The 26,228-nt window shown below is 62.2% G+C and carries 31 protein-coding genes; 10 read left to right on the top strand and 21 right to left on the bottom strand.

From position 1 onward, the window contains the following. Positions 1–145: 145 nt before the first annotated feature. From AC1RRC_RS02220 to AC1RRC_RS02205, 4 genes are all read right to left on the bottom strand, one after another. Positions 146–817 (bottom strand): 3-hydroxyacyl-CoA dehydrogenase NAD-binding domain-containing protein, encoded by a 672-nt coding sequence (locus AC1RRC_RS02220; RefSeq protein WP_493053611.1) that lies wholly within the window; start codon positions 815–817, stop codon positions 146–148. A gap of 297 nt (positions 818–1,114) precedes the next feature. Further along, positions 1,115–1,330: a hypothetical protein gene (locus AC1RRC_RS02215; RefSeq protein ID WP_493053610.1), complete on the bottom strand. Its 216-nt coding sequence runs from the start codon at positions 1,328–1,330 to the stop codon at positions 1,115–1,117. Positions 1,331–1,478: 148 nt separating this feature from the next. Next, positions 1,479–2,342, bottom strand: a complete 864-nt coding sequence (locus AC1RRC_RS02210) for a class I SAM-dependent methyltransferase (protein WP_493053609.1) — start codon at positions 2,340–2,342, stop codon at positions 1,479–1,481. Positions 2,343–2,458: 116 nt separating this feature from the next. Beyond that, the gene (locus AC1RRC_RS02205; RefSeq protein WP_493053608.1) at positions 2,459–3,352 is read right to left on the bottom strand and encodes an NAD(P)/FAD-dependent oxidoreductase; all 894 of its coding nucleotides are present in this window, start codon (positions 3,350–3,352) and stop codon (positions 2,459–2,461) included. Positions 3,353–3,472: 120 nt separating this feature from the next. Here AC1RRC_RS02205 and AC1RRC_RS02200 point away from each other — a divergent pair, with 120 nt between their 5' ends. Further along, positions 3,473–4,120: a TetR/AcrR family transcriptional regulator gene (locus tag AC1RRC_RS02200; protein WP_493053607.1), complete on the top strand. Its 648-nt coding sequence runs from the start codon at positions 3,473–3,475 to the stop codon at positions 4,118–4,120. A 155-nt stretch (positions 4,121–4,275) separates the two neighbouring features. Here AC1RRC_RS02200 and AC1RRC_RS02195 read toward each other — a convergent pair whose 3' ends face one another. The 6 genes from AC1RRC_RS02195 to guaB all read right to left on the bottom strand — a co-directional run bounded on the left by AC1RRC_RS02195 (position 4,276) and on the right by guaB (position 11,965). Then, positions 4,276–4,860: a helix-turn-helix domain-containing protein gene (locus AC1RRC_RS02195; protein ID WP_493053606.1), complete on the bottom strand. Its 585-nt coding sequence runs from the start codon at positions 4,858–4,860 to the stop codon at positions 4,276–4,278. Beyond that, positions 4,829–6,661, bottom strand: coding sequence for a S41 family peptidase (locus tag AC1RRC_RS02190; protein ID WP_493053605.1), 1,833 nt, complete (start codon positions 6,659–6,661; stop codon positions 4,829–4,831). Before AC1RRC_RS02190 ends, AC1RRC_RS02195 begins: the two co-directional genes overlap by 32 nt. Before the next feature lie 118 nt (positions 6,662–6,779). Further along, positions 6,780–8,261 (bottom strand): SulP family inorganic anion transporter, encoded by a 1,482-nt coding sequence (locus AC1RRC_RS02185; RefSeq protein ID WP_493053604.1) that lies wholly within the window; start codon positions 8,259–8,261, stop codon positions 6,780–6,782. A gap of 164 nt (positions 8,262–8,425) precedes the next feature. Beyond that, complete coding sequence (locus tag AC1RRC_RS02180; protein ID WP_493053603.1) at positions 8,426–8,641, bottom strand: hypothetical protein; 216 nt, start codon at positions 8,639–8,641, stop codon at positions 8,426–8,428. A 157-nt stretch (positions 8,642–8,798) separates the two neighbouring features. After that, positions 8,799–10,409, bottom strand: a complete 1,611-nt coding sequence (gene guaA / locus AC1RRC_RS02175; RefSeq protein ID WP_493053602.1) for a glutamine-hydrolyzing GMP synthase — start codon at positions 10,407–10,409, stop codon at positions 8,799–8,801. A gap of 95 nt (positions 10,410–10,504) precedes the next feature. Continuing rightward, positions 10,505–11,965, bottom strand: coding sequence for an IMP dehydrogenase (guaB, locus tag AC1RRC_RS02170; protein ID WP_493053601.1), 1,461 nt, complete (start codon positions 11,963–11,965; stop codon positions 10,505–10,507). Between the two features lie 121 nt (positions 11,966–12,086). On the opposite strand from guaB, the gene AC1RRC_RS02165 reads away from it, so the two are divergent. From AC1RRC_RS02165 to AC1RRC_RS02145, 5 genes are all read left to right on the top strand, one after another. After that, entirely contained in the window at positions 12,087–12,653 is a 567-nt protein-coding gene (locus AC1RRC_RS02165) for a DUF4124 domain-containing protein (protein ID WP_493053600.1), read from the top strand. A gap of 43 nt (positions 12,654–12,696) precedes the next feature. Further along, the gene (gene gntR, locus AC1RRC_RS02160; protein WP_493053599.1) at positions 12,697–13,725 is read left to right on the top strand and encodes an HTH-type transcriptional regulator GntR; all 1,029 of its coding nucleotides are present in this window, start codon (positions 12,697–12,699) and stop codon (positions 13,723–13,725) included. Between the two features lie 248 nt (positions 13,726–13,973). Next, entirely contained in the window at positions 13,974–14,489 is a 516-nt protein-coding gene (locus AC1RRC_RS02155) for a gluconokinase (protein ID WP_493053598.1), read from the top strand. A gap of 22 nt (positions 14,490–14,511) precedes the next feature. Beyond that, complete coding sequence (locus tag AC1RRC_RS02150; protein WP_493053597.1) at positions 14,512–15,831, top strand: MFS transporter; 1,320 nt, start codon at positions 14,512–14,514, stop codon at positions 15,829–15,831. 59 nt (positions 15,832–15,890) lie between these two features. Continuing rightward, a complete protein-coding gene (locus tag AC1RRC_RS02145; RefSeq protein WP_493053596.1) occupies positions 15,891–16,943 on the top strand; it encodes a porin in 1,053 nt (350 codons plus the stop codon). Between the two features lie 100 nt (positions 16,944–17,043). Here the strand turns inward: AC1RRC_RS02145 and AC1RRC_RS02140 are convergent, their stop codons facing one another. Both AC1RRC_RS02140 and AC1RRC_RS02135 read right to left on the bottom strand, forming a co-directional pair. Next, the gene (locus tag AC1RRC_RS02140; protein WP_493053595.1) at positions 17,044–17,334 is read right to left on the bottom strand and encodes an RnfH family protein; all 291 of its coding nucleotides are present in this window, start codon (positions 17,332–17,334) and stop codon (positions 17,044–17,046) included. Beyond that, positions 17,324–17,758, bottom strand: a complete 435-nt coding sequence (locus tag AC1RRC_RS02135) for a type II toxin-antitoxin system RatA family toxin (RefSeq protein ID WP_493053594.1) — start codon at positions 17,756–17,758, stop codon at positions 17,324–17,326. Before AC1RRC_RS02135 ends, AC1RRC_RS02140 begins: the two co-directional genes overlap by 11 nt. Positions 17,759–17,829: 71 nt before the next feature. Between AC1RRC_RS02135 and smpB the strand changes: the two genes are divergently transcribed. From smpB to AC1RRC_RS02120, 3 genes are all read left to right on the top strand, one after another. Next, a complete protein-coding gene (smpB, locus tag AC1RRC_RS02130) occupies positions 17,830–18,279 on the top strand; it encodes an SsrA-binding protein SmpB (RefSeq protein WP_493053593.1) in 450 nt (149 codons plus the stop codon). Positions 18,280–18,420: 141 nt separating this feature from the next. Further along, positions 18,421–19,128 carry a hypothetical protein gene (locus AC1RRC_RS02125; protein ID WP_493053592.1) on the top strand — a complete coding sequence of 236 codons (708 nt, stop codon included), beginning with the start codon at positions 18,421–18,423 and terminating at the stop codon, positions 19,126–19,128. Then, positions 19,128–19,679: a FlgO family outer membrane protein gene (locus tag AC1RRC_RS02120; RefSeq protein ID WP_493053591.1), complete on the top strand. Its 552-nt coding sequence runs from the start codon at positions 19,128–19,130 to the stop codon at positions 19,677–19,679. Before AC1RRC_RS02125 ends, AC1RRC_RS02120 begins: the two co-directional genes overlap by 1 nt. A 4-nt stretch (positions 19,680–19,683) precedes the next feature. Here the strand turns inward: AC1RRC_RS02120 and AC1RRC_RS02115 are convergent, their stop codons facing one another. From AC1RRC_RS02115 to AC1RRC_RS02100, 4 genes are read right to left on the bottom strand one after another with little or no spacing between them, the layout of a single operon-like run. Further along, a complete protein-coding gene (locus AC1RRC_RS02115; protein ID WP_493053590.1) occupies positions 19,684–20,535 on the bottom strand; it encodes an NAD-dependent protein deacetylase in 852 nt (283 codons plus the stop codon). A 28-nt stretch (positions 20,536–20,563) separates the two neighbouring features. Then, positions 20,564–21,043 carry a YbaK/EbsC family protein gene (locus tag AC1RRC_RS02110; RefSeq protein ID WP_493053589.1) on the bottom strand — a complete coding sequence of 160 codons (480 nt, stop codon included), beginning with the start codon at positions 21,041–21,043 and terminating at the stop codon, positions 20,564–20,566. A gap of 37 nt (positions 21,044–21,080) precedes the next feature. Next, the gene (locus AC1RRC_RS02105) at positions 21,081–21,329 is read right to left on the bottom strand and encodes a DUF1272 domain-containing protein (RefSeq protein ID WP_493053588.1); all 249 of its coding nucleotides are present in this window, start codon (positions 21,327–21,329) and stop codon (positions 21,081–21,083) included. Positions 21,330–21,338: 9 nt separating this feature from the next. Then, positions 21,339–21,872: a DUF1993 domain-containing protein gene (locus AC1RRC_RS02100; protein ID WP_493053587.1), complete on the bottom strand. Its 534-nt coding sequence runs from the start codon at positions 21,870–21,872 to the stop codon at positions 21,339–21,341. A gap of 149 nt (positions 21,873–22,021) precedes the next feature. On the opposite strand from AC1RRC_RS02100, the gene AC1RRC_RS02095 reads away from it, so the two are divergent. Beyond that, entirely contained in the window at positions 22,022–22,303 is a 282-nt protein-coding gene (locus tag AC1RRC_RS02095) for a hypothetical protein (protein WP_493053586.1), read from the top strand. 180 nt (positions 22,304–22,483) lie between these two features. Here the strand turns inward: AC1RRC_RS02095 and AC1RRC_RS02090 are convergent, their stop codons facing one another. The 5 genes from AC1RRC_RS02090 to AC1RRC_RS02070 all read right to left on the bottom strand — a co-directional run bounded on the left by AC1RRC_RS02090 (position 22,484) and on the right by AC1RRC_RS02070 (position 26,175). After that, positions 22,484–22,732, bottom strand: coding sequence for a hypothetical protein (locus AC1RRC_RS02090; RefSeq protein WP_493053585.1), 249 nt, complete (start codon positions 22,730–22,732; stop codon positions 22,484–22,486). A gap of 9 nt (positions 22,733–22,741) precedes the next feature. Beyond that, the gene (locus AC1RRC_RS02085; RefSeq protein ID WP_493053584.1) at positions 22,742–23,155 is read right to left on the bottom strand and encodes a DUF4259 domain-containing protein; all 414 of its coding nucleotides are present in this window, start codon (positions 23,153–23,155) and stop codon (positions 22,742–22,744) included. A 23-nt stretch (positions 23,156–23,178) separates the two neighbouring features. Beyond that, the gene (locus tag AC1RRC_RS02080; protein ID WP_493053583.1) at positions 23,179–24,105 is read right to left on the bottom strand and encodes an SPFH domain-containing protein; all 927 of its coding nucleotides are present in this window, start codon (positions 24,103–24,105) and stop codon (positions 23,179–23,181) included. A 20-nt stretch (positions 24,106–24,125) separates the two neighbouring features. Further along, positions 24,126–24,545 carry an NfeD family protein gene (locus AC1RRC_RS02075; protein WP_493053582.1) on the bottom strand — a complete coding sequence of 140 codons (420 nt, stop codon included), beginning with the start codon at positions 24,543–24,545 and terminating at the stop codon, positions 24,126–24,128. 265 nt (positions 24,546–24,810) lie between these two features. Beyond that, positions 24,811–26,175 (bottom strand): 3-oxoacyl-ACP reductase, encoded by a 1,365-nt coding sequence (locus tag AC1RRC_RS02070; protein ID WP_493053581.1) that lies wholly within the window; start codon positions 26,173–26,175, stop codon positions 24,811–24,813. Between the last annotated feature and the right edge of the window lie 53 nt (positions 26,176–26,228).

The following is a 26,228-nucleotide window of genomic DNA, read 5'->3' as shown; positions in this document are numbered from 1 at the left end:
AAAACGCCGGCAAAAATAATGGCCCCACCGGGGCCATTACTCAACCGGGCGCGTTTCCGTTAGAAATACCACCACCGAAAATCACGCTTCCGGACCGGATTCAATCCGCGTCCTGTGCGCCTCACCGCTCGTCCGCACAAGCCGGTCACAAAACAGGTGGCAACGCGGCCAACTGCGACATGTCGAGGTTCTGCACGACCCGGGTCGCGGTCGCCAAGGCGCGTTCCGACGTCGCCTTGACAGGCATGAGCTCCCACTGCCCCGCGTCCGCACCGTTCGAGCGGCGCAGTCCCACCACATTCTCGGGAAACCGCATCAGCGAAGCAATCCGGCTGACCTCGGCGGTGGCGTCCGCGCCGGCGACGCAAGCGATCAGGATGGCGCCGGGTTTGGCCAGTTCATTGAGCCGTCGCAGCATACCGTCCTTGACAGCGGCGCTCGAGCACAGGGCGTCGACGATCACATCGCAGTCCTTCAAGTGATGCAGGTTGATGGTCGCTGCCAGCAACGCCACCCGCCGGTCGCGCTGGGCCGCCGTCAGTTCACCGTCGCTCACCGCGTCCTGATAAGCCGACCGCATCGACGCGGTAGCCAGATCGAGCGGTTCCCGCGCAAGTTCAAAGACCGTGACCGGAATATCGGACTCCAGCAGGCTGGCCGCCATGCCCATGCCTGTTTCGCCCACCCCCATGATGCCAACACGGCTGAAGGGTTGAGCAAAACCGGCCGGCGCCAGATTTTCCATGCCGGTCGTTCCGTATCGGGAAAAAACAGGCATGGCAGGGATCGATCGGTTTTCGCCAGAATGCAGTTCCATGTGAGACTCCTTGAATAGAAAGTGAATAGAAACCTGGTTGCGCTTGCGATCCGCCGCTTGCAGCGGATCGCACATCATTCACTTCATCATAAGGGCCATCGTCACCCGAATCCGGCAACCCGAAAACAAAACGGTCCAGAATATATTCAATAAAACCAATGACTTACAACAACGCACCACAATGTGGAACGAATTTCTGTAGATTGAGAAATCTCAGCGAGGGAACCGCACCCTGGATCCCATCATGTGAAATCAAATTTATTCCGCTGAAAAGACCCCGGCCGCCGTGCCAGACGTTTAGTCAACGCGCGCCGCGCACGTTGCGCATTTCACCAGCCCCGTGCGACCGATCGTCCAACCGCACGCCCTCGCCGCCACCGCCGCCCGCTCGGCCCATTCTTCCACCGGATCATGGGCGACTTCTTCGAATTCAAAAAATGCGCGGCAGTCATGGGACTCGCACACGAGCATGAATTCACAGAACAGCATTTCTTCGAGCAGGTTATCCATCATTGCTTGGCCTTCTAAAGTATGTCACTGATTAATAGCCGGGGACCAGCTCACCCAAGCCTGCATGGCCAGAAATTCCACATGATAGGCGGCATTATAAAACTGACCGGCGCAGGCGCCGATCAGGGGGCGTCTTCCCTCTTCATCCCTGTCAGCTTGCCGGATTGCGCGCCATGACGATCCACGCCGCGCCGTTGATCATCAACGACCGCTCGCCGGGGAGGTCCGCGAAGGCCGCACGAGTCGCGGCCGAGGCACGGGCGCGGATGTCGTCGGGCTGACCAGCGAGCGCACGCGACAGCGGGCCGACCTCAAGCGCCATCCTCACCGCGTCGTCGATCGCAGCGTCCCGCGTTCCGCCCTCGCCGAACGGGATGGATGCATCGAAGGGTGCGATAGTGATATCGACAAAGCCGGACGCCGTGAGGATGCGCGCGATCCGCTCCCGGTCGCTGAACGAAAATGGGCCGGGTGCTTCGGTACCGGTCGGCGCGGTCGGCGGGACGATGCCCTTGATCGCCCCCATCGGCAGGCGCACCCAATCGTTATCGGCCGCGCCGCGCCAGCAGACGAAAGCGACCCGCCCGCCCGGCCGCAGCGCGCGTCGCATATGGGCGAAGGCCCCTGTCGGATCGTCGAAGAACATCACCCCGAAACGCGAGAACAGGATGTCGAACGCGCCCTCGGGCAGCTCGGCGCTGCTGGCATCGGCCACCTGGAACAGGACTGGCGCATCCGGTGGCGCAAGCGCGCGCGCCCGGCCGATCAGCGGCTCGGATATGTCCACGCCTAGCACGTCCCCGTCCGTACCGACGCGGGCGGCCAGTGCCAGACTCGACGCGCCCGCGCCGCAGCCGATGTCCAGCACACGCTCGCCCGATTCGGGCGCGGCGGCTTCAATCGCGGCCTGGCCGAATACCGCCACCATAGCGTCGAGCCGGGCCTGGTTGGCGACCCAACGCTCCCCGCTTTGACCGTTCCAATCGGCGATCTGATAAGTATCTTTCTGTGCCATGTCATATCCTTGTTCAAATTCGTTCCTAACCAACTGGACGCGCCGTCCTTCACCGCGCCGGTCCGCGCCGACCTCTTCGAAGCCGACGACGCGGCCGGAGCAGGGAATCTGTGCTCTCAAGCCAGCATCGATTGCTGGGCGAAGATACCCGCCATCGCACCCTGCGATGATGCCTGGGTAACCGATGGCAAGAAGGCCGTCGTGAGGTCGCCGGCGGCGTAGATGCCTGGCATGCTGGTTTGACGGCGCTCGTCGACCTTGAGGACGACGCCGGTGGGCGTATCGACCGTGGCGAGGCCCAGTGGTTCATGCAGGCTTGCGGACGGCTTGTTGCGCGGATGCGCGAACAGGACGTCGACGGCGATGTTGCGGCCGGTGGCGAGATTGACCGTGGTGATATGGCCCTTGTGGTGGGCAATCTCAACGATCCGGCCATCGACGACAGGTATGTTGCGGCCCGCCAGATCGGCCTGGATATCGGGCGGGATGTCGTGGCCATCGGAGAAGACCGTTAATTTATCGGTCCAATCGAGGAACAACCGAGCGGACTGGTGCGACTGCGGTCCGGACCAGACCAGGCCCCAATGCCGGCCGGCGACTTCAAAGCCGTCGCAATAAGGGCAAGGCACGATGGATGTGCCCCAGCTTTCGGCAAAGCCCGGAACATCAGGCATCTGATCGGCAACGCCATAGCTCAGGATCAGGCGGCGCGCCCCAAGGCTTTCGCCATCGCCAGTGAGGACGGAGAAATCGTCGATGGCACCGGAGATGCTGTCGGCCCGGGCATTGACCAGCCTGATCGTGGGATACCGCGCCAGTTGCTGCCGCGCCGCGACCAGGATGTCCAGCGGTGGCTTGTGATCGTGGCCGAGCAGACCATGCGAGTGGCCGGCGAAGCGATTGCGCGGCAGGCCGGTATCGAGAACGGTGACCTTGCGGCGGGCACGGCCGAGCTGCAGAGCGGCGGCAAGGCCGGCAAAACTGCCGCCGATGATGATGACGTCATTCATGGTAATAAACTCCGGGTTGTGGATGGAGGGGGCCGCACCTGGTGAATTGGCTTGCACATTTAAAATACTACGTGGTATCGTAAATCTTTAATTTGGATACTGTCAAGTACTGGAATTATCGTGACCGAAAACAATCAGGGCCGGCGCGGCCGGCCAGCCAACGAGGCGCTGGGACAAACGATCGTCGACGCCGCATGCGAACTCTTCGTGGAATTGGGTTTTCAAGCGACGACAATGGACAAGGTCGCCCAGCGGGCGAAGATATCCAAACTCAGCATCTATCGGCACTTTGAGAACAAAGAAGCGTTGTTCAGCACGGCCATCGCGGCCCGCTGCCATCAGTTTGCGCCACGGGCGCTTTTTGAAGGTGCCGAGGGTTCCGCCGAAGATCAACTCATGGCGATGGGATCATCCCTGCTTCGCACGCTGTTGAGCCCGGACGTCAGCGGTGTCGAAGCCATGATCATGGCCGACAAGAAGAATCGAAAGTCGTTAAGCAAGCTCCATTACGAAGCCGGGCCCGCCCATGTCATTGCGCAAATCGAGGCCCTGTTGCGTCTGTTGCACGCAAAGGCGGTTCTGAACGTGCCCGCCCCTCGCCAATCCGCCCGCTTGTTTGCCGCGCTTTTCAAAGGATCCGATCTCTTGCTGATCGCGCGCTTCGATGAGGCGACAGCAGAGGACGACAACGAAATCGAATCTTATTGCCGCTCGGCCGTCGCCATGTTCCTCGCCGCGCACGGTGGCAACGGCCACGCGGGCGGATAGCAAACCAACGCGACGAGCACCTTCCTGTAGACATATTGGATGTTTACAAACCACGGCGGGACCATTACCGGCATCGATGCCCGGAAGGGACAGGAGAAACATAACAGCACGCAACTGCGCGGGATGATTGCCGGTTAGCAAACCTTGTCGAGCGACTAGTCCGACCTGCCGTCCGGAAAGTGACCGGAAGCCGTTTCCTGTCGGGCTGACAGGTTTCGAAACGCCTTCGGGGTGCAGCCGTACTCTTCCTTGAACAGCTTGATGAAGTACGAGCCATTGGCATAGCCGACCGAATGCGCGATTTCCGCCACGGACGCGCTGGTTAGGTCGGTGAGTAGTCTGGCCGCTTCCATCAGCCGCAATTTATTCAGGTAGCTGCTGAACGTCATGCCGAGTTCTGTTGTTAACACTTCGTTGATCTTGTTGCGGTTCGCCCCCGTGCCTGCGGCAACAGTGGCCAGGTCCAGCTCGGAGTTCTGGTAATTGGTGGCGATGAAACGCAGGATCGCGGCCTTTTCGTTGTCCTCGCAGGGCTCCAGGGCCAATTGCCGGTAAGCCACGAACGGCAGATCCATCTTCAACCGGGACTCCAGCGTCGCGATGAGTGCACGGGACCGCGCGCGGAAGAACCAAATTTTCCTTGCGCACAACCGCCTGTTGGCCCCCGGGCAGCGAACTTGCGCCTGAATCCGCCAGTCCGTGATCTTTTCAGCGTACATCGCCGCCAGCAGCCAGAGCAATCATGTCACCCATGATGCGCAAGGCATCTTCCATCTGCTCCTGTCGAACATCCGCAACCGCCACGCGCGCCTTCCGGGATCGGACCCTGTGCCGCTCCGCCAACGCCTTCGCCAGCGCCGAGGTGTCGCCCACCTTCTTGATATCCACCGCCTTGATTGGCGGGATGACCGGTCCTGCCGACTTGACGGGTGAGCCAGGTATATCGGCTTCTCCCGGCACCAGGATGTCGGGCGTCACACCGACGTACTGGATTGGCGTTCCGTTCGAGCGGAAAGTCTGGGATACGGTGAGTTTCAGCGAGCCATAACGCCGATCTGGCGACGATGAAGCATCAAGTGATGGCGCCACCTGGATGCTTCCTCGCGCATGCGTGGCGTCGCCAATCAGGATGGCGCGGCCGTAGTCCTGCATCGCGGCAGCAAAAATTTCCGTGCCCGAAGCTGAGCCCCTGTCCAGCAACACCCCCAGCGGTCCATCCCATACGGGGGAGCCTGGCGGGGCAAATTCAACCTCCACCCGCCCCTGGCCATTACGATGCTGCATGACTTTCGCCCCCGGTACAAACAACCCGGCCAGGTCGAACACTTCAACCAGTGGTCCGCCGCCGTTATTGCGCATGTCCAGTAGAATCGCCTGCGCCCCGGCTTCCTTCAGCGTCCGCAATTCGCTGCCGACATCGCGGGCGACACTAGTGTAGTCCTTGTGTCCCGCCATGCGCGCGTTGTAATCCTGGTAGAGCGCCGGTATGACAATGACGCCGACCCGGTGTGGAGTTTTATCCAGGCTGACCATCTCGATCCGCGATCGCACGCGTTGCTGCTGCGCTGGAACGGGCGCACGTACCAATTCAACACGCTTGCGCATCCCATCGGGCGGCGCAAGCGCTGGCAACAGGTCCAGTATGACGGCGGAACCCGCCGCCCCGCTGGTCAGTGCGGCAACATCGTCGACATGCCAGCCAATCACTTCCGTCATATCTTCTCCAGCCCCTTGTGCCACACCGACAATCCTGTCACCGCTCGCGATCTGGCCGCTGCGCACAGCGGCACCACCCTGCACCAGGTCGCGCACGACGATCATGTCCCCTTTCTTTTGCAGCGTGAGCCCGACGCCGACGCCCTTTGCAGAGCCAGGTTCAGGCAGCTCCGGCGGCAAGTACGCGGCATGGGGATCACGGGACTGCACGTAGGCATTCAGGAAGGTTTCCAATACCTGGGCGCTGGTCAGCGACTGCACGCGCCCGAGATATTTGTCATAGCGGCGCTGCAACGTTGGAATGATGTTTTTTTCAGCACAGCCCGCACCGCGCAGCCGTTGTATATCCCGCTCCACACGCTGGCGCCACAACGCACGCAACGCCTCCTCCGACGCCGCCCATGCCGTCGGCTTAGGTTCACTCAGTGATTGTGACAGGGCTCGTGTCTTGCCAGATTCCGCCAGCAACGTCTTGGCATAGCTAACTTTCTCCGCCATACGTACTTGATAGTCGCCAAACAACGCGAACGCCGCATCGATTGCCTTGCTGTCACCGATGCTATCGAATGCAGCGCGCAAGGGTTCCAGTTTATCTATATCAGGCTGCGAGAACGCCAACCGGTCCTGGTCCAGTGACAGAAGGTAGGCGTCCAGCGCGGCACCGCCAGCAATCTTCTCGTTCGCAGGTTTCATGCGGAACCGGTCAAAAAAGCGCGCAGTGGCGGACGTGATTTCCCGCTGCAGTTGCTGCGGTTGCATTGCCTCGCCCGCCGCTGCACCGGGGAAGACGAATGCGAGGGCGGCCAACATGTATTTTGCCTTCATTTTCCTTGCCTATTAATCAACGGCATGAGTCTAGCACTGAAGGCCAATTAAATTCAATTGGGCAATTTCATCGTTGTTGAGGTGGATCCGGCGCGCCAGTGGCTGCCTTGGAACGACGTCAGGCGGCCGCGACACCGGCCCGCTGCAACAGCATTTCGCAGCGCGCCGACAAGTGCCTGGCCTGCAACTGCTTGCCCGCCCTGGCATAGCGCTGGTAAAGACTTTCCATCGCGGCGATGGCCGAATGATCGGCCATCTGCAGCAGGCGGCAGTCGAGCACCACGCGGGCCGGATCGGACGCCGGCGCGAATAATTCCTGGAAACGGGTGGCCGAGGCAAAGAACAGCGTGCCATGCAGCCGGTAGGTGCGCACGCCCGCCGCGCTGTCGTCGATCTCGGCGCGGATGTCGCGCGCGTGTTGCCAGGCAAAGTTCAGCGCGGCGATCACGACGCCGCACAGGACCGCCGTTGCCAGGTCGGTGAAGACGGTAATCACGGTCACCGCCACCATCACCAGCGCATCGTGCCGCGGCACCTTGCCCAGCACCCGCAGCGAGCCCCAGGCAAACGTTTCAACCGCCACCACGAACATGACGCCGACCAGCGCGGCCAGCGGGATATGGCCGATCAGGGGCGACAGGAACAGGATGAACAGCAGGAGCATGGCGCCACTGACAATGCCAGACAAGCGCGTACGTCCGCCCGAACCGAGGTTGATCATGGTCTGTCCGATCATGGCGCAGCCGCCCATGCCGCCAAACAGGCCAGCGGCCACGTTGGCCGCGCCCAATGCGATGCACTCGCGGTTCGGCAGTCCGCGCGTCTGCGTGATGTCGTCGGTCAGGCTCAAGGTCAGCAGGGTTTCCAGCAAGCCGACCATGGCGGTCAGCACCGCGTAGGGAAAGATAATGCGCAGCGTTTCAGCGTTCAGCGGCACCTCGGGAACGTGCAGCACCGGCAGGCCGCCGGCCATTTGCGCCAGGTCGCCGAGGGTGCGGACCGGCAATTGCAAACCATATCCCAGCAACCCGACGATCACGATCGCCGCCAGCGCGGGCGGCACGGCTTTTGTCACGCGTGGCAACACCACCACGATCACCATGGTCAACCCCACCAGGCCGCCCATGACGGCCAGCGGGATGCCCTGCAGCCAGCCGCCGCCTGCCGCATGCGGCTGCCGGAAGTGTTCCAATTGTGCCATCGCGATGACGATCGCCAGGCCGTTGACGAAGCCCAGCATGACCGGATGCGGCACCATCTGGATCAACTTCCCCAATCGCAGCAGGCCGAACAGCGCCATCAAAACTCCGCCGAGTACCACCGTCGCCAGCAGATATTGCACGCCATGCTGCGCCACCAGAGCCACGATGACCACCGCCATCGAACCGGCCGCGCCGGAAATCATGGCTGGACGCCCGCCGAACAGCGCAGTAATGGTGCAGATGATAAAGGCGCCATACAGTCCCATCAGCGGATTAAGCTGCGCCACCAGGGCAAAGGCGATGCATTCGGGCACCAGCGCGAATGAAGTGGTCAGGCCGGCCAGGAAGTTTAAGCGGAGGTCCGTGAACCAGGCGGCTCGCGGGGTGTTGTTGGTCATGGCAATAGTCATCCGTACCCAGTCGCGGCAGGGACAGCGGTAGCGGAACGTGTTGATGTGGGATGGGGAATGCGGGCGAGGCGACATTATACGGCAGGAACTGCGGCCCCATTCCGGAGCGGCTGCGCCCACCGCACAAGTAACCGCACGGTGGACACCGGAAATCAGTCAGTGCGCGCGGCGCATTTTGCGCATTTCACGAGTCCCGTGCGACCGATCGTCCAACCGCACTCCCTCGCCGCAACAGCCGCCCGCTTGGCCCACTCGTCCATCGGATCATGGGCCACTTCTTCGAATTCAAAAAAGGCGCGGCAGTCGTGGGACTCGCACACCAGCATGAATTCGCAGAACAACATTTCTTCAAGCAGGTTAGTCATCATTGCATTTCCTTTTAACCCTGGAACAACCCTGCACGGTCGTTCATGGCGCATCGCACCGATGTCGAAGGGCGTGGTCCGATGGCGTACCGAAAAAAAATAATGACCCCGATTCGAGGCCATTATTTAATTACAAAACACAACGACAGCTAATATTCTGTCATTCCCACTCAATGGTCGCAGGCGGCTTCCCGGAAATGTCATACACGACACGGTTGAGCCCACGCACTTCATTGATGATGCGATTGGACACCTTGCCCAGCAGCGAATGCGGCAAGTGCGCCCAGTGCGCCGTCATGAAGTCCTGCGTCTGCACCGCGCGCAGCGCCACCACGTATTCATAGGTACGGCCGTCGCCCATCACGCCAACCGATTTCACCGGCAAGAACACGGCAAACGCTTGCGACGTCGCTTCGTACCAGTTCTTCGGCACGCTGTCCTGGTCGAAGCCTGGCACCACTGTGGCCTCGTACGGCGTGTTGCGCAGTTCTTCGATGAAGATCGCGTCAGCCTGGCGCAGCAGGTCGGCGTATTCCTTCTTGACTTCACCCAGGATGCGCACGCCCAGGCCCGGGCCCGGGAATGGGTGACGGTAGACCATGTCATGCGGCAGACCCAGCGCCACGCCCAGTTTGCGCACTTCGTCCTTGAACAGTTCGCGCAGCGGTTCCAGCAATTGCAGCTTCATGGTGTCCGGCAGGCCGCCCACGTTGTGGTGGCTCTTGATGGTCTGGCCTTTCTTGCCCTTGCCGGCCGACTCGATCACGTCCGGATAAATCGTGCCTTGCGCCAGCCATTTTGCGTTGACCAGCTTGGCCGATTCAGCCTGGAACACTTCGACGAATTCACGGCCGATGATCTTGCGCTTCTGTTCCGGATCGGTCACGCCGGCCAGGTGGCCCATGAACTGGTCTTCCGCATCGATGCGGATGACTTTGACGCCCAGGTTCTTGGCGAACATGTCCATCACCATCTTGCCTTCGTTCAGGCGCAACAGCCCGTGGTCGACGAACACGCAAGTCAGCTGGTCGCCAATGGCGCGGTGGATCAGCGCGGCGGCCACGGACGAATCGACGCCGCCCGACAGGCCCAGGATCACTTCATCGGTGCCCACTTGCGCGCGGATCTTCTCCACCGCTTCGGTGATGTAGTCCGGCATGTTCCAGTCGGCCTTGATGCCGCAGATTTCGTGCACGAAGCGGCCCAGGATGGCTTTGCCCTGCTCGGTGTGCGTGACTTCCGGGTGGAATTGCACGGCATAGAAACGACGGTCCTCATCGGCCATTGCCGCGATCGGGCAGCTTGGCGTGTCGCCCATCAGCTTGAAGCCCGGCGGCATTTCCAGCACCTTGTCGCCGTGGCTCATCCACACCTTCAGCATGCCGTGGCCTTCGCTTGTTACGAAGTCGTTGATGCCGTCCAGCAGCTTGGTGTGGTTGCGGGCGCGCACTTCGGCGTAACCGAATTCACGCACCAGGCCGTTTTCCACTTTACCGCCCAGCTGCGCCGCCATGGTTTGCATGCCGTAGCAGATGCCCAGCACCGGCACGCCCAGTTCGAACACCGCTTGCGGTGCGCGCGGCGAATCACCTTCCAGGGTGGAGTTATGGCTGCCGGACAAAATCACGCCGGACGCGCCATAGTTGCGCACGAAGTCGTCGCCGATATCGTACGGATAAACTTCGGAGAACACGCCGGAATCGCGCACGCGGCGGGCGATCAGCTGGGTGACCTGGGAACCGAAATCGAGGATGAGGATTTTAGAGTGCATGGATGTGGGTAAAAGCTATGGGAATGGGGTGCGTCTGATACTGCGTGTGAAACAACGCCGGCACCGCGTTGCGCTGGTGCCGGCGTTCGTGAAGCTTATTCCGATCGGTAGTTCGGCGCTTCCTTGGTGATTTGCACATCGTGCACATGCGATTCGCGCATGCCGGCCGACGTGATTTCAACGAATTCCGCTTTTTCGCGCAGTTCGTCGATGGTGGCGCAGCCGCAGTAGCCCATGGACTGGCGCACGCCGCCCACCAGCTGGAAGATGATCGCCAGTACCGAGCCTTTGTAGGCCACGCGGCCTTCGATGCCTTCCGGTACGAACTTGTCCTGCTTCATGGCCGCGTCCTGGAAGTAGCGGTCAGCGGAGCCGTCGGACATCGCGCCCAGCGAACCCATGCCACGGTAGGACTTGTACGAACGGCCCTGGTACAGGATCACTTCACCCGGTGCTTCTTCGGTACCGGCAAACATCGAACCCATCATGACGGTCGAGGCGCCGGCTGCCAGTGCTTTCGAGATATCGCCCGAGAAGCGGATGCCGCCGTCGGCGATACATGGCACGCCAGTGCCTTCCAGCGCCTGCGCCACGTTCGAGATCGCGGTGATTTGCGGTACGCCGACACCGGCCACGATACGGGTGGTGCAGATCGAGCCTGGGCCGATACCGACTTTCACCGCGTCCGCGCCGTACTCCACCAGCGCTTTGGCGGCGGCCGCCGTGGCGATGTTGCCGCCAATGACGTCCACTTGCGGGAAGCGTTCCTTGATCCACTTTACGCGGTCCAGGATGCCTTGCGAGTGGCCGTGGGCGGTGTCGACCACCAGCACGTCCACGCCGGCCGCGACCAGCAATTCGATCCGTTCTTCATCTTTTGCGCCCACGCCCACTGCCGCGCCAACCAGCAGTTTGCCGTGTTTGTCTTTCGATGCGTTCGGGTGCTCGGTCGACTTCTGGATGTCTTTTACCGTGATCAGGCCGCGCAGTTCGAAGGTGTCGTCCACCACCAGCACGCGCTCCAGGCGGTGCTTGTTCATCAGGCGCTTGGCTTCGTTGGTGTCCGCGCCCTCTTTCACGTAGACCAGCTTGTCGCGCGGGGTCATCTTGGCGCGCACTTCCGCGTCCAGCTCCTGCTCGAAGCGCAAATCGCGGTTGGTGATGATACCAACTACTTGTTTACCCTCTATCACCGGGAAGCCGGAAATGCCATACTGCTCCGTAAGCTTGATGACTTCGCGGATTTTCATATCCGGCGGAATCGTGATCGGATCACGCAGCACACCTGCTTCGAAACGTTTAACACGGGCCACTTCGCGGGCCTGGTCTTTCGGTTTCAGGTTCTTGTGGATGATACCGATGCCGCCTTCCTGCGCCATGGCGATCGCCAGGCGGGCTTCCGTCACGGTGTCCATGGCTGCCGACAGCAACGGGATATTCAGGGAGATATTGCGGGTCAGGCGAGTCTTGAGGGACGTATCCGCGGGGAGAATATTGGAATACGCTGGGACGAGCAGCACGTCATCGAAGGTGAGTGCTTTTTGGAGTAAACGCATAGTACATTTCCTATTGGCGCAAAAGTAGATTATACAGAAAATCAGCCATTTCGTCTTTACCCATTGGAAATTCCATGCTGGCGGTTGACTTCAAAGGCTTTTCATGGAGAATCAGCCTGTCATGAAAAAGGTTGCCACGATGAAATATTCACAACTTCACCTGTTGCGCGGCATGCTGTTGGCCGCGCTCTTGAACGCGCCGCTGGCGCAGGCCCAGGCGCCTTACATCTGGCTCGATGACAAGGGCATGAAGCAGCTGTCCGACCAGCCGCCGCCGCCCTCGGTGCCGTTGAACCGCATCCTGCGCCAGCCGCGCAATGCGCAAGTGGCGCCCGCCCCTGGCGCGGCCGACGATCCGGCGGCAAAGGGCGCGGCGCCGACCGCCGACAGCGCCAAGGCGGCAGACGACAAGGCAAAAGGCCCGCCAACGCTGGCCGAACGCAACGCGGACTTCAACAAGCGCAAGGCCGAAGCCGCCGAAGCCGGCCAGAAAGCCGCGCAGGAAGCGGCGCAGAAAGCGGCGGAAACCGCCAACTGCGACAATGCCCGCAGCAACCAGTTGGCGCTGGAGTCCGGCATCCGCATGAGCACCTTCGACAAGGATGGCCAGCGCAGCGTCCTCACCGAAGCCCAGCGCGCCGAGCGCAGCAAGCAAAACAAGGCGGCACTGGCGGGATGTGCGCGCTGACCGTACACTGAACGATTCAGAGACAAGAACACAACAACAATCAATGAGCAGAACTTCGAATGGCAAGAGCCGCGCCAGCGGCCGTGTAACCCTGGCGGCGGTGGCCGCCCATGCCGGTGTGGCGACCATGACCGCGTCGCGCGCCATCAGCCAGCCGGAACTCGTGTCGTCGCTGTTGCGCGAACGGGTCGAAAAAGCAGTGGAAGAACTGGGCTATGTGCCGAACCGCGCCGCGCGGGCGCTGGCGTCGTCGAAATCCAACGTGATCGTGGTGCTGGTGCCGTCCCTGTCCAATGCCGTGTTTACCGCGGTGCTGGCGGGGATCCAGGATGCCCTCGACCCTTACGGTTACCAGATCCTGATCGGTAACACGCGCTATTCCGACGCGGAAGAAGAAAAGCTGCTGAACGTGTACATGCAGTCGAACCCGGACGGCATCTTGCTGTCGGGCCTGTCGCACAGCAAGGGCGTGGAAAAAACCCTGGCCACCTCGCGCGTGCCGGTGGTGTCGATGATGGACCTGTCCACCGATCCGGACCGCGTCTCGGTCGGTTTCTCGCAAATCCAGGCCGGCTACCAGATGACGCGCTACCTGCTGCGGAAAGGGTATCAGCGCATCGGTTTCATGGGCGCGCAGCTCGACGAGCGGACCATCAAGCGCCAGGAAGGCTACCGCATGGCGATGGCGGAAGCGGGCAAGCTCGATCCGATGCTGGAATTGATGGTGCCCGATCCCTCCACCCTGGCGCTGGGCGGCGAACTGGTCGAGCGTATGCGCGCCGGCATGCCGGGGCTCGACGCGATCTTTTGCTGCAACGACGACCTGGCGCACGGCGCGATTTTCCATTGCCAGCGGCACGGCATCGCGGTGCCGGAACAACTGGCCATTTGCGGCTTCAATGATTTACCCGCATCGGCGCTGATGCACCCGTCGTGCACAACGATTGCCACGCCGCGCTACAAGATCGGCTTCGAAGCGGCCTCCCTGCTGCAAACGCTGATCAAGGGCGACCAGCCGGAACAGCAGCATATCGACCTCGGTTTCACGGTGATGGCGCGCGAAAGCGCGTAAGCACTCGCCACCGCCTGCCCCCCTCCTGGGGTCAGAACCCGTTGATGACAAAAGTGGACATTTTCAGCCTCGGAATGTCCGCTTTTGTCACATTTGGGGTCTGACCCCGGAGGGTGACATCCCATGCAAAATTCTCATAAATGCTGCGCTGCAGCATAACTTTTCCTTGACCGATGGATCATGTTGGATGACACTTCATCTTACTGATAGCGCTATCATTTTGATGTCAAACTCATAACTCAACCGAAATGAACCACACAAAACAAGCAAGCCGATGGGTCGTGATGGGCGTGTGCGGCAGCGGTAAAAGCGAGGTCGGGCGCCGGGTCGCGGATGCCCTCGGCGCCGATTTTATCGAAGGCGATGATTTCCATTCACCGGCCAATGTCGCCAAGATGGTGTCCGGCATACCACTCGACGATGCGGACCGCGCCGCCTGGCTGCAGCGCTTAAGGCAGGAAATCGCCACCGCCCGGGAAAGCGGGCGTGGCCTGGTGGTGTCGTGCTCCGCATTGAAGCGGCGCTACCGTGACCTGTTGCGCGAAGGCGATCCCGCCTTGCGCTTTGCCCACCTGCAGGGCAAGCGCGAGGTGATTGCCGGACGCCTCGCCGCCCGCAAAGACCACTACATGCCCCCCGCCCTGCTCGACAGCCAGCTACAGGCGCTGGAACCGCTGCAGTCCGATGAAGCCGGCCTCACGCTGGACATTGCCGCCGCACCGCAGCAACTGGCCGGCACCATTCTCGGCGCCGCACCGCGCTAGCCTTACATACCAGGAGACGATTTTGAAAACCGACAACACCAGGAACATCCCGAAACGGCGCTGGGGCATCGGCGCCCTGCTCGGCATTGGCGTGCTGATCAACTACATCGACCGCATCGGCCTGTCCGTCGCGGCGCCGCAAATCCAGGAAGCGTTCAACCTGTCGCCACTCGACATGGGCATCCTGTTTTCCGCCTTTGCCTGGTCTTACTCGCTGCTGCAAATCCCGGTCGGCATGGTGCTGGACCGCTTCGGTCCCACCACCGTGGGACGCTGGGGTGCGTTCCTGTGGGGCCTGGCCTCCACCATCACGGCGCTGTCGAGCGGGTTCGCGGGGATCTTTATCGCCCGCATCTTGCTGGGTATTGCCGAGGCGCCAGCCTTCCCGGTCAGCTCCAAAGCCACCGGCTACTGGTTCCCGCGCAAGGAACGCGGCATGGCCACGGCGATCTTTGACGCGGCCGCCAAGTTTTCCAATGTGATCGGCGTGCCGCTGGTGGCGGTCACCATCGTGGCTTATGGCTGGCGCTGGGGTTTTGCCCTGTCCGCCCTCCTCAGCTTTGCCTACTTCATCGCGTTTTATGTGTTTTACCGCGACCCGAGCGCCGACAAAAACCTCAGCAAGGAAGAATTGCGCTATATCCGCGACGGCGGCGCGGCGCCGGAAGGTCCGTCCGATGCGGGCGCCTTCAACATGCTGGGCTACCTGCTGACCAAGACCAAGATCTGGGGCCTGACCATCGGCTTTGCCGCCTATGGCTACACGTTCTACCTGTTCCTGACCTGGCTGCCGGGCTACCTGGTGCAAACCATGAACATGAGCATCCTGAAATCGGCCGGCTATGCCGCCATTCCCTGGATGGTGGCGACGGTGACGGACTTGATCGTGGGCGGCTGGCTGATCGACCACCTGATCGCCAAGGGCAAGAATGAATCCATGGTGCGCAAGGCCGTGCTGGTGATCGGCATGCTGTTCGGCCTGGCGGTGTTCGGCGCCACGCAAACCACCGATCCGGCCTGGGCCATCTTCTGGATTTCCATCGCGCTGGGCGGCCTGGCGGCGGCGGCCCCAGTCGGCTGGTCCCTGCCCTCGCTGATCGCCCCCAAAGGCGGCGCCGGCACCATCGGCGGCATCATGAACTTCGCCAACAACCTGATGGGCGCCGCCGCGCCGATCGTCACCGGCCTGATCGTGGGCGCCACCAATTCGTTTGCCAATGCCTTCCTGGTGGCCGGGGTGATCCTGATCGTCGGCATCGTGTCGTTCGTGTTCGTGCTGGGCAAGATCGAACCGATCCCCGACCCGGAACCCGCCAGCGCCGTGCCTGCCGCCGCGCAATAAATCCGCACCAAAGCGGCAGGGCTTGCGGACCCGCCGCATCCAGACATTCCGGAGACAACATGAAAAAGCGCTTGTTCGCGCTGGCCGCCCTGTGCGCGGCCGGCGGCAGCGCCGCGTCCGATCTCGCCTTGTATGGCGTGATGGACGTCGGCATTTCCCACGACCGTGGCGGTATCAACGGCACGTCCACCCGCGTCACCAGCGGCATGGCGACGCAAAGCCGCTGGGGTTTCAAAGGCAGCGAAGACCTCGGCGACGGCTTGTCCGCCTTCTTTGTACTCGAAGGCGGCATCCATGCCGACACCGGCATCCCGACGCAGAACGGCACTCTGTTCGGCCGCACCAGCATTGCCGGCCTGCGCGGCAAGGCCGGTGCCGTCAGCGTCGGCTTGCAGGACACGCCGCTGTTCACCACGCTCAATACCGTGATCGATCCGCTGCGTAATGGCGTTGGCCGTTCCAACAACCTGATGCCGCCGGGCGGTTTCCGGGCCGGCAATTCGGTCCTGTTCCGCAGCACCGCCTGGCACGGGTTCAGCGCCGATGCGATGGTGGTGGCCGGAGAAACCGCCGGCAACAGCGCCATCGGCCGCCAGTTCGGCGGCTCCTTCGGTTACGGCAACGGTCCGCTGACCGTGCGCCTGGCCATGCACAACCGCAGCAACGTGACCGCAACAGCGCCGGACGCGGGTTCGGCGCGCAACTGGCTGCTGGGCGCGAACTACGACTTGCAGGTGGCGAAAGTATACGCGGGCTATGGCGTCAACCGGGGCTTGAATTCCTCCCCCCTGAACAGCGCGGGCGCGCCGTTTGGCGGCGTGGCGCCGGTGGCGTCCAGCGCCAGCAACGATGCCTTGCTGGGCGTGTCGGTGCCGCGCGGGCCATGGACCTGTATCGCGACGGTGGTGTACAAGGATGACCGCACGCGCCGGAATCAGGATGCGGTGCAGACGGCGCTGTATGCGGCGTATGCCTTTTCGAAACGCACCGATGTGTATGCGGCCCGCGTGCAAATCCACAACCGCAACGGCGCGGGTTATACGGCGGGCAACAGCGAAGAACCGGGCACGGGGAACCGGCAACTGGCGGTGGGGTTGCGGCACCGGTTCTGAGGCGGGAGTGGCGCCGCGCCCGGACAAACCCGCGATGCGTGCGCGGTATTGCCGCTGGCGCGGGCGGCAGCGCTGACAGGGCGGCTTGCGCGGCGCGCAATCACCCGGGCTTCTTTGCCGGCCGGCGACGGCGCGCGTTCTTTGGGTCGGCGATCAGCGGCCGGTACACCTCGACCCGGTCATGCTCGCGCAGCACGGTATCCAGGGTTTTCTTCTTGCCGTAGATCCCGACCGTCATCGTATTCACGTCGACGCCCGGCACTTCATACGCCAGCCCGCTGACCTTCAGCGCATCGGCAATCGTCGCGCCGGCTTCCAGCCGCAACTCCCGCAGGAATTCAATGGTGTCCGTGGCGTAGCACACGGACACGTTGATTTGCTCATTTGCCATACACCGTCTCCGCCCGCTTGCAGAAGGAATCGACAAAACTGTTGGCGATCATGCTGAACACGGGCCCGATCACCTGTTCCAGAATACGGCTGGAAAACTCATAGTGCAAATCCAGCTCCACCTTGCACGCATCTTCGCGCAGCGGTTTAAAAGTCCAGGTGCCGTCCAGCGTTTTAAAGGGTCCGTCCACCAGGGTCATGCGAATACTGGTCGGGCGCGTATTGGCGTTGGACGTGGTAAAGCTCTGGTGGATACCGTGATAGTGGATCGCCACGCTGGCCACGACCGCGTGTTCGCTGCGGTCACGCACGTCGACGCCGCCACACCAGGGCAGAAATTTGGGATAATCTTCGACCTTGGCCACCAGTTCGAACATTTGTTCGGCTGAAAAGCCAAGAATAACCGACTTATGCACTACTGCCATTGTGTTACCGTTGTTATGATATTGGTCTGCAAAGACCGTAGTTTAACAAACAAGCTTGACTTTACGCACCCATGACTATTGCCGATAACAAAAAAGCCTTTCACGATTACTTCATTGAGGACCGCTATGAAGCCGGCATCGTGCTTGAAGGCTGGGAAGTGAAGGCAATCCGCGACAACAAAGTCCAGATCAAGGAAGCCTACGTCACGATCAAAGGCGATGAACTGTACCTGTTCGGCGCCCACATCAGCGCGCTGCCGACCGCCTCCACCCACATCCATCCCGACGCCGTGCGCACCCGCAAGCTGTTGTTGCACCGCCATGAGCTCGATAAACTGATTGGCAAAGCCACCCGTTCCGGCTACACGCTGGTGCCATTGAACCTGCATTACAAGGGCGGCCGCGTGAAATGCGAAATCGGCTTGGCGAAAGGCAAGAAGCAGCATGACAAGCGTGCTTCGGAGAAAGACCGCGATGCCTCGCGCGAAGTCGCGTCCGCCATGAAGCAGCATCGTCGATAATCACCGCGTCGTTATTGCGCCACGAATTGGCATAAAGCCCGGCCTCACGCCGGGCTTTTTTGCTGGCGCTGATTTTCTCCCTAGAAACATCCATGATAAACTGGGGTGGCAAGTACAAGCACCAATTCAGGCGAGGATGACATGGCAAAAGTGAATCAGGCGAAACCCATTGCAGGCGCACTGGCCCTTGCGGCCACCGGCGTGCTGTTGGCAGGCTGCGCCGTCCCCTATTCCCCGGCGCCGATCCCCACCAACTTCGAGACCTCGAAGCAGCTCAAGCTGCAAGCGGCCGCGCACTGGGGCGCGATCGCCGGCAATATCCAGACACGCCTGTCGGAAGATTTGGCCAAAGCGCCGCAGCGTCCGTATTACGTGTCGGAAGCGCCGCCCGAAGCGTCGCCATTCCAGCGCGCACTGACCGAGGAAATCGCGTCGACCCTGGTGAAAGCCGGCTACGTGGTGTCGAAGGTGCCAGCCGGATCGCTGAAAGTCGATGTCAATGTGCAGGCGCTGACCTTCTCGCCGCACCGCCATCGCTACATTTATGCCGGCGTGCCGACGTCGATTGTGGCTGGCGTGTGGCTGCTGGCGTCCACCGCCGATCCGGTGCTGATGTCGACCGGCGCGCTGGGCGCGATGGACGCCGCGTCTTACCATATGGCGCAATTCGCTGCCGGTCCGACGCCCAAAACCGAACTGATCGTGACCGTCTCCATTTCCGACCAGTATCGTTACTACGCCCGCAACAGCTCGGCGTACTATGTGTCGGACAGCGACCGTTCCTTGTACGGCTTGCCGGAAGACGACGACAAGGCCTTTAAAACATTTTCTGTCCGGGGTGATAAATAATGCGCAAGCTGGCAACCGCAACCTTGCTTTCCGTTCCGCTGTTGCTGACCGCATGCTCGGCGATCGTGCCGCAAGCCAAAGAAGAACCTAATTACGCGACGGTCTCGTCGAACCAGTTCATCGCATCGAACTATAAAGCCGCCGATGCCCTGATGGCCCAGCTGAACGGCAAGCTGGTGGCCGACAAGCCGCTGATCATGGCGACAGTCGTCAATATCGACGCGCTGGAACAGACCACCACCCTGGGCCGCCTGATTTCCGAACAAATCTCCACCCGCATGGCGCAGGGCAAGATGAACATGCTGGAAATGAAGCTGCGCAACAGCGTGTACATGAAGCGCAACCAGGGTGAAATGATGCTGACGCGCGAAGTCAGCGACATGGCGCTGACGCACAAGGCGCAAGCCGTGGTGGTGGGCTCGTATGCGGAGACCAGTGACATGGTGTTCGTCAATGTGAAAGTCATCCAGCCCAACACGAATTACGTGCTGGCCGCGCACGATTACGCGCTGGCCAAGGAAGGCATCGTGCGCTCGATGCTGTTGCAGTAACGGTTTATACCATTTCCAGCAGGCGCGGCAGCACGTCCTGGGCGTTGGCCGCGACCTTCAGTCCGATCAAATCGTCGGCCCGCGTCACTCCCGCATTGATCGCCGCGATCGGCTTGCCGGCCTGCGCCGCCATGCGGCAAAAGCGATAGCCGGAAAACACCATCAGCGACGATCCCACCACCAGCAGCGCATCGGCTTGCTCCATCGCGTGCAGCGCGGCGCGCGTGCGCTCGGCCGGGATGTTATCGCCAAAGAAGACGACATCGGGCTGCAGCACGCCGCCGCATTGCGCGCAACCGGGGATCGTGAATTGTTCGAGCGCGTCCGGCTCCACTTGCGCGTCGCCATCCGGCAGCACTTTCACTTGCAGGTCTTCACTGAGCAAATGGGGGTTGTCATCCAGCAGGCGCTGCTGGATAGCGGCGCGCGCATAGCGGGCCTGGCACGCCAGGCACACCACATGGTGGATGTTGCCGTGTAATTCAATCAGCCGCCGGCTGCCGGCACGCTGGTGCAAGCCATCGACATTTTGCGTAATGACCTGCCCTAATTTGCCTTGCCGCTCCAACGCCGCCAGCGCCAGGTGGCCGGGATTGGGCGCGGCGCCCGCCAGGGTCGGCCAGCCCAGCAGGCTGCGCGCCCAGTATCGGCGGCGCACCGCGTCCGAGCGGCGGAAATCCGGGCCCTGGATTGGCGCCCGGCCGCGCCGTACCCCATCCTTGTCGCGGTAATCGGGAATCCCGGAGGCGGTCGATAGCCCCGCGCCGGTCAGCACCAGTACATGGCGGTGCGGCGCAAGGAACTCTTCCAGGGCCGCGGCGCCGGCCGCGATGTCGTGTTCCGGGTAATAGCGCATGGGTGCCGGTGCTGTGGAGGTGACCTGGTCAGGCCGCTTCCGCCACCGGCGCCTGGCACACATCGGTCCAGATGCCGGCGGTAATCTCCGCCAGCTGCGCCACAGCGACGCGCACCGCCGTGTGCACGTCGCCGGCGGCCGGCAGCACCACGTCGTACGCTTGCAGCGACTGATCGAGATACACCGGCAGCGGATGCGCCAGCCCGAACGGACAGACACCGCCGACCGGATGGCCGGTCAGTGCCACCACGTCGTCCGCCGCCAGCATTTTGCCCTTGCCAAAGGCTTCCTTGAATTTGCGGTTGTCGATGCGGGCGTCGCCCGCCGCCACCAGCAGGATCACGCGCCCTTCGGCCAGGCGGAACGCCAGCGTCTTGGCGATTCGGCCGGGTTCCACGCCGTGCGCTTCGGCCGCCAGCGCCACCGTGGCGGTGCTGGTTTCCAGTTCAATGATGGGGATGTCGAGTTGACGTGCGGCGAAAAATTCGCGTACGGATTGCAGGCTCATAACGATTTAATGACAGTGCGATTCAATGACAGTGGATTCAGGCGGCCTTGCCGCATCCGGCAGGCTTATAAATGCGTTCGGTGGAAGCGGGATTGTTCGCCAGTTTATTGGCGGGACGGCGCGGGCGGGTCACCAGTTCTCCGCCGCAATTCGGGCACACGCCTTGCAGCACGGTGTCGGTGCAGTCGGCGCAAAAGGTGCACTCAAAGGTGCAGATGCGGGCATCAGGCGCATCGGGTGGCAAGTCTTTGTCGCAGCATTCGCAGCCGGGCCGTAATTGCAGCATGGGTATTCCCTATTTGGATTGCGGGAAGCTGAAACCCGCCTGGTATTGGTGGTAGCCGTCGAAGTCTTCCTTGCCGACCGGCACGCCATGGCTGCGCAAAATTGAGTGCGCCGTCACCAGGTGGAAGAAGAAGTTCGGCAGCGCGTACGACAGCGCATAATCGCTGCCGGAAAACACGGGCGACACCAGGCCCGCCGTGGTGACGATCTGGCGGTCTTCCGCCGCATTGATTTTATCGGCCGGGACTTGCTCGAGAAAACTCACGGTGGCCTGGATCCGCAGGCGCAAGGCATTCCAGTCCTGGTCGCCGCCGGCCAGCACCGGCAAGTCCGCGCCCAGCAGCGGGCACACGGCGCGCACCGTGAAGCCGCACGCGGTCGTGACTTGCTGGGCGAAAGGGAACATGCCTTCGGCCAGCGCGGCGCCCACCAGCGCCCGGCCCGTGCGGCGCTCATGATTTTCCGCAACAGCCAACGTGGAATGCAGTTGCTGCAGATAATGGATAAATACGGGCACAAAGGCCGAATACAGCGTAGTACTCACGATAGTCCCGACTTGTTGATTCCAAGCTACACAATGCCACTTTGACGGGGTATTGGCAACCAGCCTGCTATGGCGTTTTCCCCATACCGCACAGGAGACGGCATGCAGTTCCCGCAATACCTGGTGCTGGCATGCGCACTGGGCGCCGCATGCACCGCAAACGCAGAAGAACCGGGGGTTTTGTCCCGGTGATTCTCAACCAGGAAGCGCAAAGACCGGCGCGCCCCAGCGGTGCGGGCACGGCGCCGGTGCCAACCAGGTTGCGGTCCGGCCCGCTGTTTGACGCTATTCAAAAGGAAGCCACGCCGGGTTTTGCCGCGTCCGCGCCGGCGCTCGGTGACTTGAACACGGCCAAGCGGGTACACCTGTCGCTACTGCCGGGCGTGTCGGCCGGCGCCGCGCAAGGATGGCCATTTCAAGTCGGTGGCTGATTTCGCCACGCGGGCCGGGTTGAATGGTGCGCCGCCAAAGGGATGGGAAGCGCTGGCGGCGGCCAAAGGGGCCGGGACCGCCCCAAGATCGTAGGGCGGTTTTTATAAAGCCGCCATGCTTGCAACGCGATGCTGGAAGCGCTGGTGGCGGCGCCAGCACGGTGCGCCAGCCACCATAGGTTATTTGTCGCCCCAGCGCCAGCGCGGCGGCTCGCCGGTCTTGTAGCAAACACCCATGAACGCCGCCGCCAGCACGGTCACATAGGCAAAGTAGCCCAGCGGCGACGCCTGGGGATCGATATATAGCGCGCCACCGGTCAGCGCGCCCAAAAACACCAGCAACACCAGCCACCCCTGCCAAGTCACCGGCGCGCCCCAACCCCAGCCATATTTCTTCGCCGGGAACCAGTATTTCTTATCTTCCGCCATCCCGCCCTCCTACACTGTTGCCACACGGGCGCGCAATTGTTCAACCATGCCGCGCCACGCCACATGCTCGTCGGTCTGCGCCCATTCCCTGGCCAGTTCCGATTTCTCCGACACGATCAAGTCCAGTGCCTTCAGCGATTTTTCCACCAGGTCGGCGCGGCGCTTGAATTTCTTGCGCACGGTCTCCACCCACGCATCGACATCGTCCTCGGCCTCGTCGCCAGGCTGCCCCTGCAGCCGCGCCAGCACATCGATGGCGGCCAAGGCCTCGCACGCGAACGGCATCGGGATGTCCGCATCGCCCTCGTCCAGCACATTATTCAGCGTGTCTTCGATGTAATACAGGTCGTTCGATTCCTGCAAGTCCTGCACCCAGTCCAGCGCCAGGTCGTTATCGAACGGCCCGATATCCCATACACTCATTGCCTCCCCCTATTCAATTCTACTCACGTCTTTTGCTGCGTCTTCACCACCTGCAGCGCAGTGGCGATCAGGCTGCTCATGTCGCCCACATTGGCCGGCACAATCAGCGAGTTATTGGTCTTGGCGAGTTTTTCAAACGCGCCCACATATTGTTCCGCCACCTTCAGCTGCACGGCCGCTTCACCGCCGGGCGCCTGGATTGCGCCGCCCACTTCGCGCAGCGCGGCCGCCGTCGCATCGGCAATCGCCACGATGGCGGCGGCCTCGCCCTGCGCGCGGTTGATGGCCGCCTGCTTGTCGCCCTCGGAACGGGCGATGGCCGCTTCGCGCTCGCCGTTGGCGATGTTGATTTGTTCCTGCTTGCGCCCTTCGGAAGCGGCGATCAGGGCGCGCTTGCCCCGTTCGGCCGTGATCTGCGCCTGCATCGCATGCAGGATTTCCGCCGGCGGCGTCAAGTCCTTGATTTCATAGCGCAGCACCTTGACGCCCCAGTTGGACGCCGATTCATCGATCGCGTTCACCACCGTGGTGTTGATGTGGTCGCGCTCTTCAAACGTCTTGTCGAGTTCCATGCGGCCGATCACGGAACGCAGGGTGGTTTGCGCCAGCTGGGTGATGGCGGCAATGTAGTTCGACGAACCGTACGAGGCGCGCATGGCGTCGGTGACCTGGAAATACAGGATGCCGTCCACCTGCAACTGCGTATTATCCTTGGTGATGCAGACCTGCGGCGGCACATCGAGCGGAATTTCCTTGAGCACGTGCTTGTACGCGATGCGGTCGACAAACGGCACCACGATGTTCAGGCCCGGGCCCAGGGTCGCATGGTATTTACCGAGGCGCTCCACCACCCACGCATGCTGCTGCGGCACCACGTTAATGGTCTTGAACACAAACACCAGCGCCAGGATAAACAGGACGAACGAGACATTGCCAATTCCAATTTCCATTGAATTCTCCAGTTGGTGATTCAGACGCCGACGATCAGCCGGCTGCCCCTTACTTCGCGTATCGTGTACACGCCGGCCGCCAGCGGGCTGCCGGCGGCCAGTTCCACATCCCACAGCGCGCCACGGTACATCACGCGCGCGGTGCCGTTTTGCCAGTCCGCCACCTTGACGGTCTGGCCGATATCCATGTTCACATTGGGATCGAACGCCGCATCCACGGTCCGTGGCCGGCCCGCCTTGCTGCGCCACAGCAGCCCGGTCGCCAGCACGCCCACCACGGCGGCCACCAGCGTCTGCACCGCGATGCCGCAGCCGGCGACGGCAGCCAACGCACCGGCCGCAAGGCCGATTGCAATCATCAGCAAATAAAAGGTTCCCGTCAGCAGTTCCAGCACCACCGTCACGCCGGCTGCCCACATCCAGAACGACCAGTCAGACATATACGCCTCGTAATGATGAGGATGCCCGGCCTGAAGGCCCGGCACCCGAGATTAAAATAGGAGCCCAGCCTGGAGGCCCTGCACCCGAGATTAAAAATCGGAGCCCGCCCTGAAAGCCCGGCACCCGGGGCAAAAAAAAACCTGCGGCCCGGTCGGGCGGCAGGTTTTACTTTTCAGGCTGCCAGCCGTGCCGCCCGCCTTACTTGCATTGTAGCCAATTTTTCGCAGTTTCCGCTAAGAAAATTGTTAATTTGACGGCCCGTTTTCAAGCGCCGATCAATCCCTGCCCGCACACCCGGATGGTATTGCCGGTAATGCCGTGTGCCCCCGGCGTGCACAGGAAGGTGACCAGTTCCGCCACGTCGCGCGGCAATCCGCCCTGCTGCACGGAGTTCAGGCGCCGCCCTAGCTCGCGCGTCATGAACGGCATTTTCGCCACCATGGCGGTTTCAATAAAACCGGGCGCCACCGCATTGACGCAAATGCCGCGCCGCGCCACGGCCGGCGCCAGCGCCGCCACGTAGCCGATCAGCGCAGCCTTGGTCGCGGCGTAATTGGTTTGCCCGAAATTACCCGCCACACCGCTGATCGACGACAGGCAGACGATACGGCCGTCATCGCGCAGCACACGCCGCGCCAGCAGCGCTTCATCGATGGCGGCAATCGCGGCAAAGTTTACGTTCAACACCGCATCCCAGGTGGCGCCGTCCATCTTGGCCAGGGTCTTGTCGCGCGTAATGCCGGCGTTATGCACCACGATATCGACGCCGCCGAACCGCTCCATCAGCAAGTCCGCCAACTGTGCGGCGGCATCCGGCGCCGCAATATCGAGTTCCAGCGGCATGCCCCCAATGCGCATGCACAGCGCATCGAGTTCGGCTGAAGCGGCGGGCATGTCGGCGCAAATCACCGTGGCGCCATCCTGCGCCAGGCGTTCCGCCGTGGCCAGGCCAATGCCGCGCGCCGCGCCCGTCACCAGCGCCACCTTGCCCGGCAACGCGGGGGCGATCGGCGCGGCGTTCGGCGCTTTCACCTGCATCGTCACCGTCACCGCCTGGCCGGACACATAGGTCGCCTGTTTGCCGCAAAAGAAATGAATCAACCCGTCGAGCCGGTCCGCCGCTTCGCGCTGCACATAGGCCAGGTTGGCCGTGACACCCTTACGCCCCAGTTCCTTGCCGAGCGAGCGGCAAAAGCCTTCCACCGCGCGCGCCGTGGCGGCGGCCACGGCGCCGGCTTCGGCCGCTTCAGCCGGATCGGCGGCGGCAATCAGCACCCGGCCATTGCGGGCAATCCGGCGCATCGCCGGGTGGAATGCATCGTACAGCGCGCGCAACTGGGCCGGCGTGGCGCAGCCGGTCGCGTCCATCACGACGATATCGACCCGCTCCTGTTCCGCCGCCGGCAGCGCATGCAGCACGGTGGCGCCATCGGCCGCCAGCGCGCACGCCAGCTGCCCGGCGGCATAGCCTTCAGGCGAGCGGCACAGCAAGGCGCGCTTGCCGGCCAATGGCTGCGCCTGATAGCCGCCGTCGTGCCGCGCCAGTTCCACCGGGTCCGGCAAGCCCAATGCGCGCACCAGCCAGCCGGTCAGCGGGTTGCGGTTCAGTTTTTTCAGTAAGTCGGCCATAGGGTAGTGAAAATTAAAAACCCCCGCCACCATGACGGCGGCGGGGGTTGGAG

The sequence above is a fragment of the Pseudoduganella sp. GW821-FHT12E03 genome, assembly GCF_058807115.1.
The sequence above is the reverse complement of the archived record's forward strand: the minus strand, read 5'-3'. Positions and strand labels throughout refer to the sequence as shown.

Coding starts and splice junctions, on each gene's coding strand:
- AC1RRC_RS02220 (WP_493053611.1), bottom strand. CDS start 817: ATGGAACTGCATTCTGGCGAAAACCGATCGATCCCTGCCATGCCTGTT.
- AC1RRC_RS02215 (WP_493053610.1), bottom strand. CDS start 1,330: ATGATGGATAACCTGCTCGAAGAAATGCTGTTCTGTGAATTCATGCTC.
- AC1RRC_RS02210 (WP_493053609.1), bottom strand. CDS start 2,342: ATGGCACAGAAAGATACTTATCAGATCGCCGATTGGAACGGTCAAAGC.
- AC1RRC_RS02205 (WP_493053608.1), bottom strand. CDS start 3,352: ATGAATGACGTCATCATCATCGGCGGCAGTTTTGCCGGCCTTGCCGCC.
- AC1RRC_RS02190 (WP_493053605.1), bottom strand. CDS start 6,661: ATGAAGGCAAAATACATGTTGGCCGCCCTCGCATTCGTCTTCCCCGGT.
- AC1RRC_RS02185 (WP_493053604.1), bottom strand. CDS start 8,261: ATGACCAACAACACCCCGCGAGCCGCCTGGTTCACGGACCTCCGCTTA.
- AC1RRC_RS02180 (WP_493053603.1), bottom strand. CDS start 8,641: ATGATGACTAACCTGCTTGAAGAAATGTTGTTCTGCGAATTCATGCTG.
- guaA (WP_493053602.1), bottom strand. CDS start 10,409: ATGCACTCTAAAATCCTCATCCTCGATTTCGGTTCCCAGGTCACCCAG.
- guaB (WP_493053601.1), bottom strand. CDS start 11,965: ATGCGTTTACTCCAAAAAGCACTCACCTTCGATGACGTGCTGCTCGTC.
- AC1RRC_RS02165 (WP_493053600.1), top strand. CDS start 12,087: ATGAAAAAGGTTGCCACGATGAAATATTCACAACTTCACCTGTTGCGC.
- gntR (WP_493053599.1), top strand. CDS start 12,697: ATGAGCAGAACTTCGAATGGCAAGAGCCGCGCCAGCGGCCGTGTAACC.
- AC1RRC_RS02155 (WP_493053598.1), top strand. CDS start 13,974: ATGAACCACACAAAACAAGCAAGCCGATGGGTCGTGATGGGCGTGTGC.
- AC1RRC_RS02145 (WP_493053596.1), top strand. CDS start 15,891: ATGAAAAAGCGCTTGTTCGCGCTGGCCGCCCTGTGCGCGGCCGGCGGC.
- AC1RRC_RS02140 (WP_493053595.1), bottom strand. CDS start 17,334: ATGGCAAATGAGCAAATCAACGTGTCCGTGTGCTACGCCACGGACACC.
- AC1RRC_RS02135 (WP_493053594.1), bottom strand. CDS start 17,758: ATGGCAGTAGTGCATAAGTCGGTTATTCTTGGCTTTTCAGCCGAACAA.
- smpB (WP_493053593.1), top strand. CDS start 17,830: ATGACTATTGCCGATAACAAAAAAGCCTTTCACGATTACTTCATTGAG.
- AC1RRC_RS02125 (WP_493053592.1), top strand. CDS start 18,421: ATGGCAAAAGTGAATCAGGCGAAACCCATTGCAGGCGCACTGGCCCTT.
- AC1RRC_RS02120 (WP_493053591.1), top strand. CDS start 19,128: ATGCGCAAGCTGGCAACCGCAACCTTGCTTTCCGTTCCGCTGTTGCTG.
- AC1RRC_RS02115 (WP_493053590.1), bottom strand. CDS start 20,535: ATGCGCTATTACCCGGAACACGACATCGCGGCCGGCGCCGCGGCCCTG.
- AC1RRC_RS02110 (WP_493053589.1), bottom strand. CDS start 21,043: ATGAGCCTGCAATCCGTACGCGAATTTTTCGCCGCACGTCAACTCGAC.
- AC1RRC_RS02105 (WP_493053588.1), bottom strand. CDS start 21,329: ATGCTGCAATTACGGCCCGGCTGCGAATGCTGCGACAAAGACTTGCCA.
- AC1RRC_RS02095 (WP_493053586.1), top strand. CDS start 22,022: ATGCACCGCAAACGCAGAAGAACCGGGGGTTTTGTCCCGGTGATTCTC.
- AC1RRC_RS02090 (WP_493053585.1), bottom strand. CDS start 22,732: ATGGCGGAAGATAAGAAATACTGGTTCCCGGCGAAGAAATATGGCTGG.
- AC1RRC_RS02085 (WP_493053584.1), bottom strand. CDS start 23,155: ATGAGTGTATGGGATATCGGGCCGTTCGATAACGACCTGGCGCTGGAC.
- AC1RRC_RS02080 (WP_493053583.1), bottom strand. CDS start 24,105: ATGGAAATTGGAATTGGCAATGTCTCGTTCGTCCTGTTTATCCTGGCG.
- AC1RRC_RS02075 (WP_493053582.1), bottom strand. CDS start 24,545: ATGTCTGACTGGTCGTTCTGGATGTGGGCAGCCGGCGTGACGGTGGTG.
- AC1RRC_RS02070 (WP_493053581.1), bottom strand. CDS start 26,175: ATGGCCGACTTACTGAAAAAACTGAACCGCAACCCGCTGACCGGCTGG.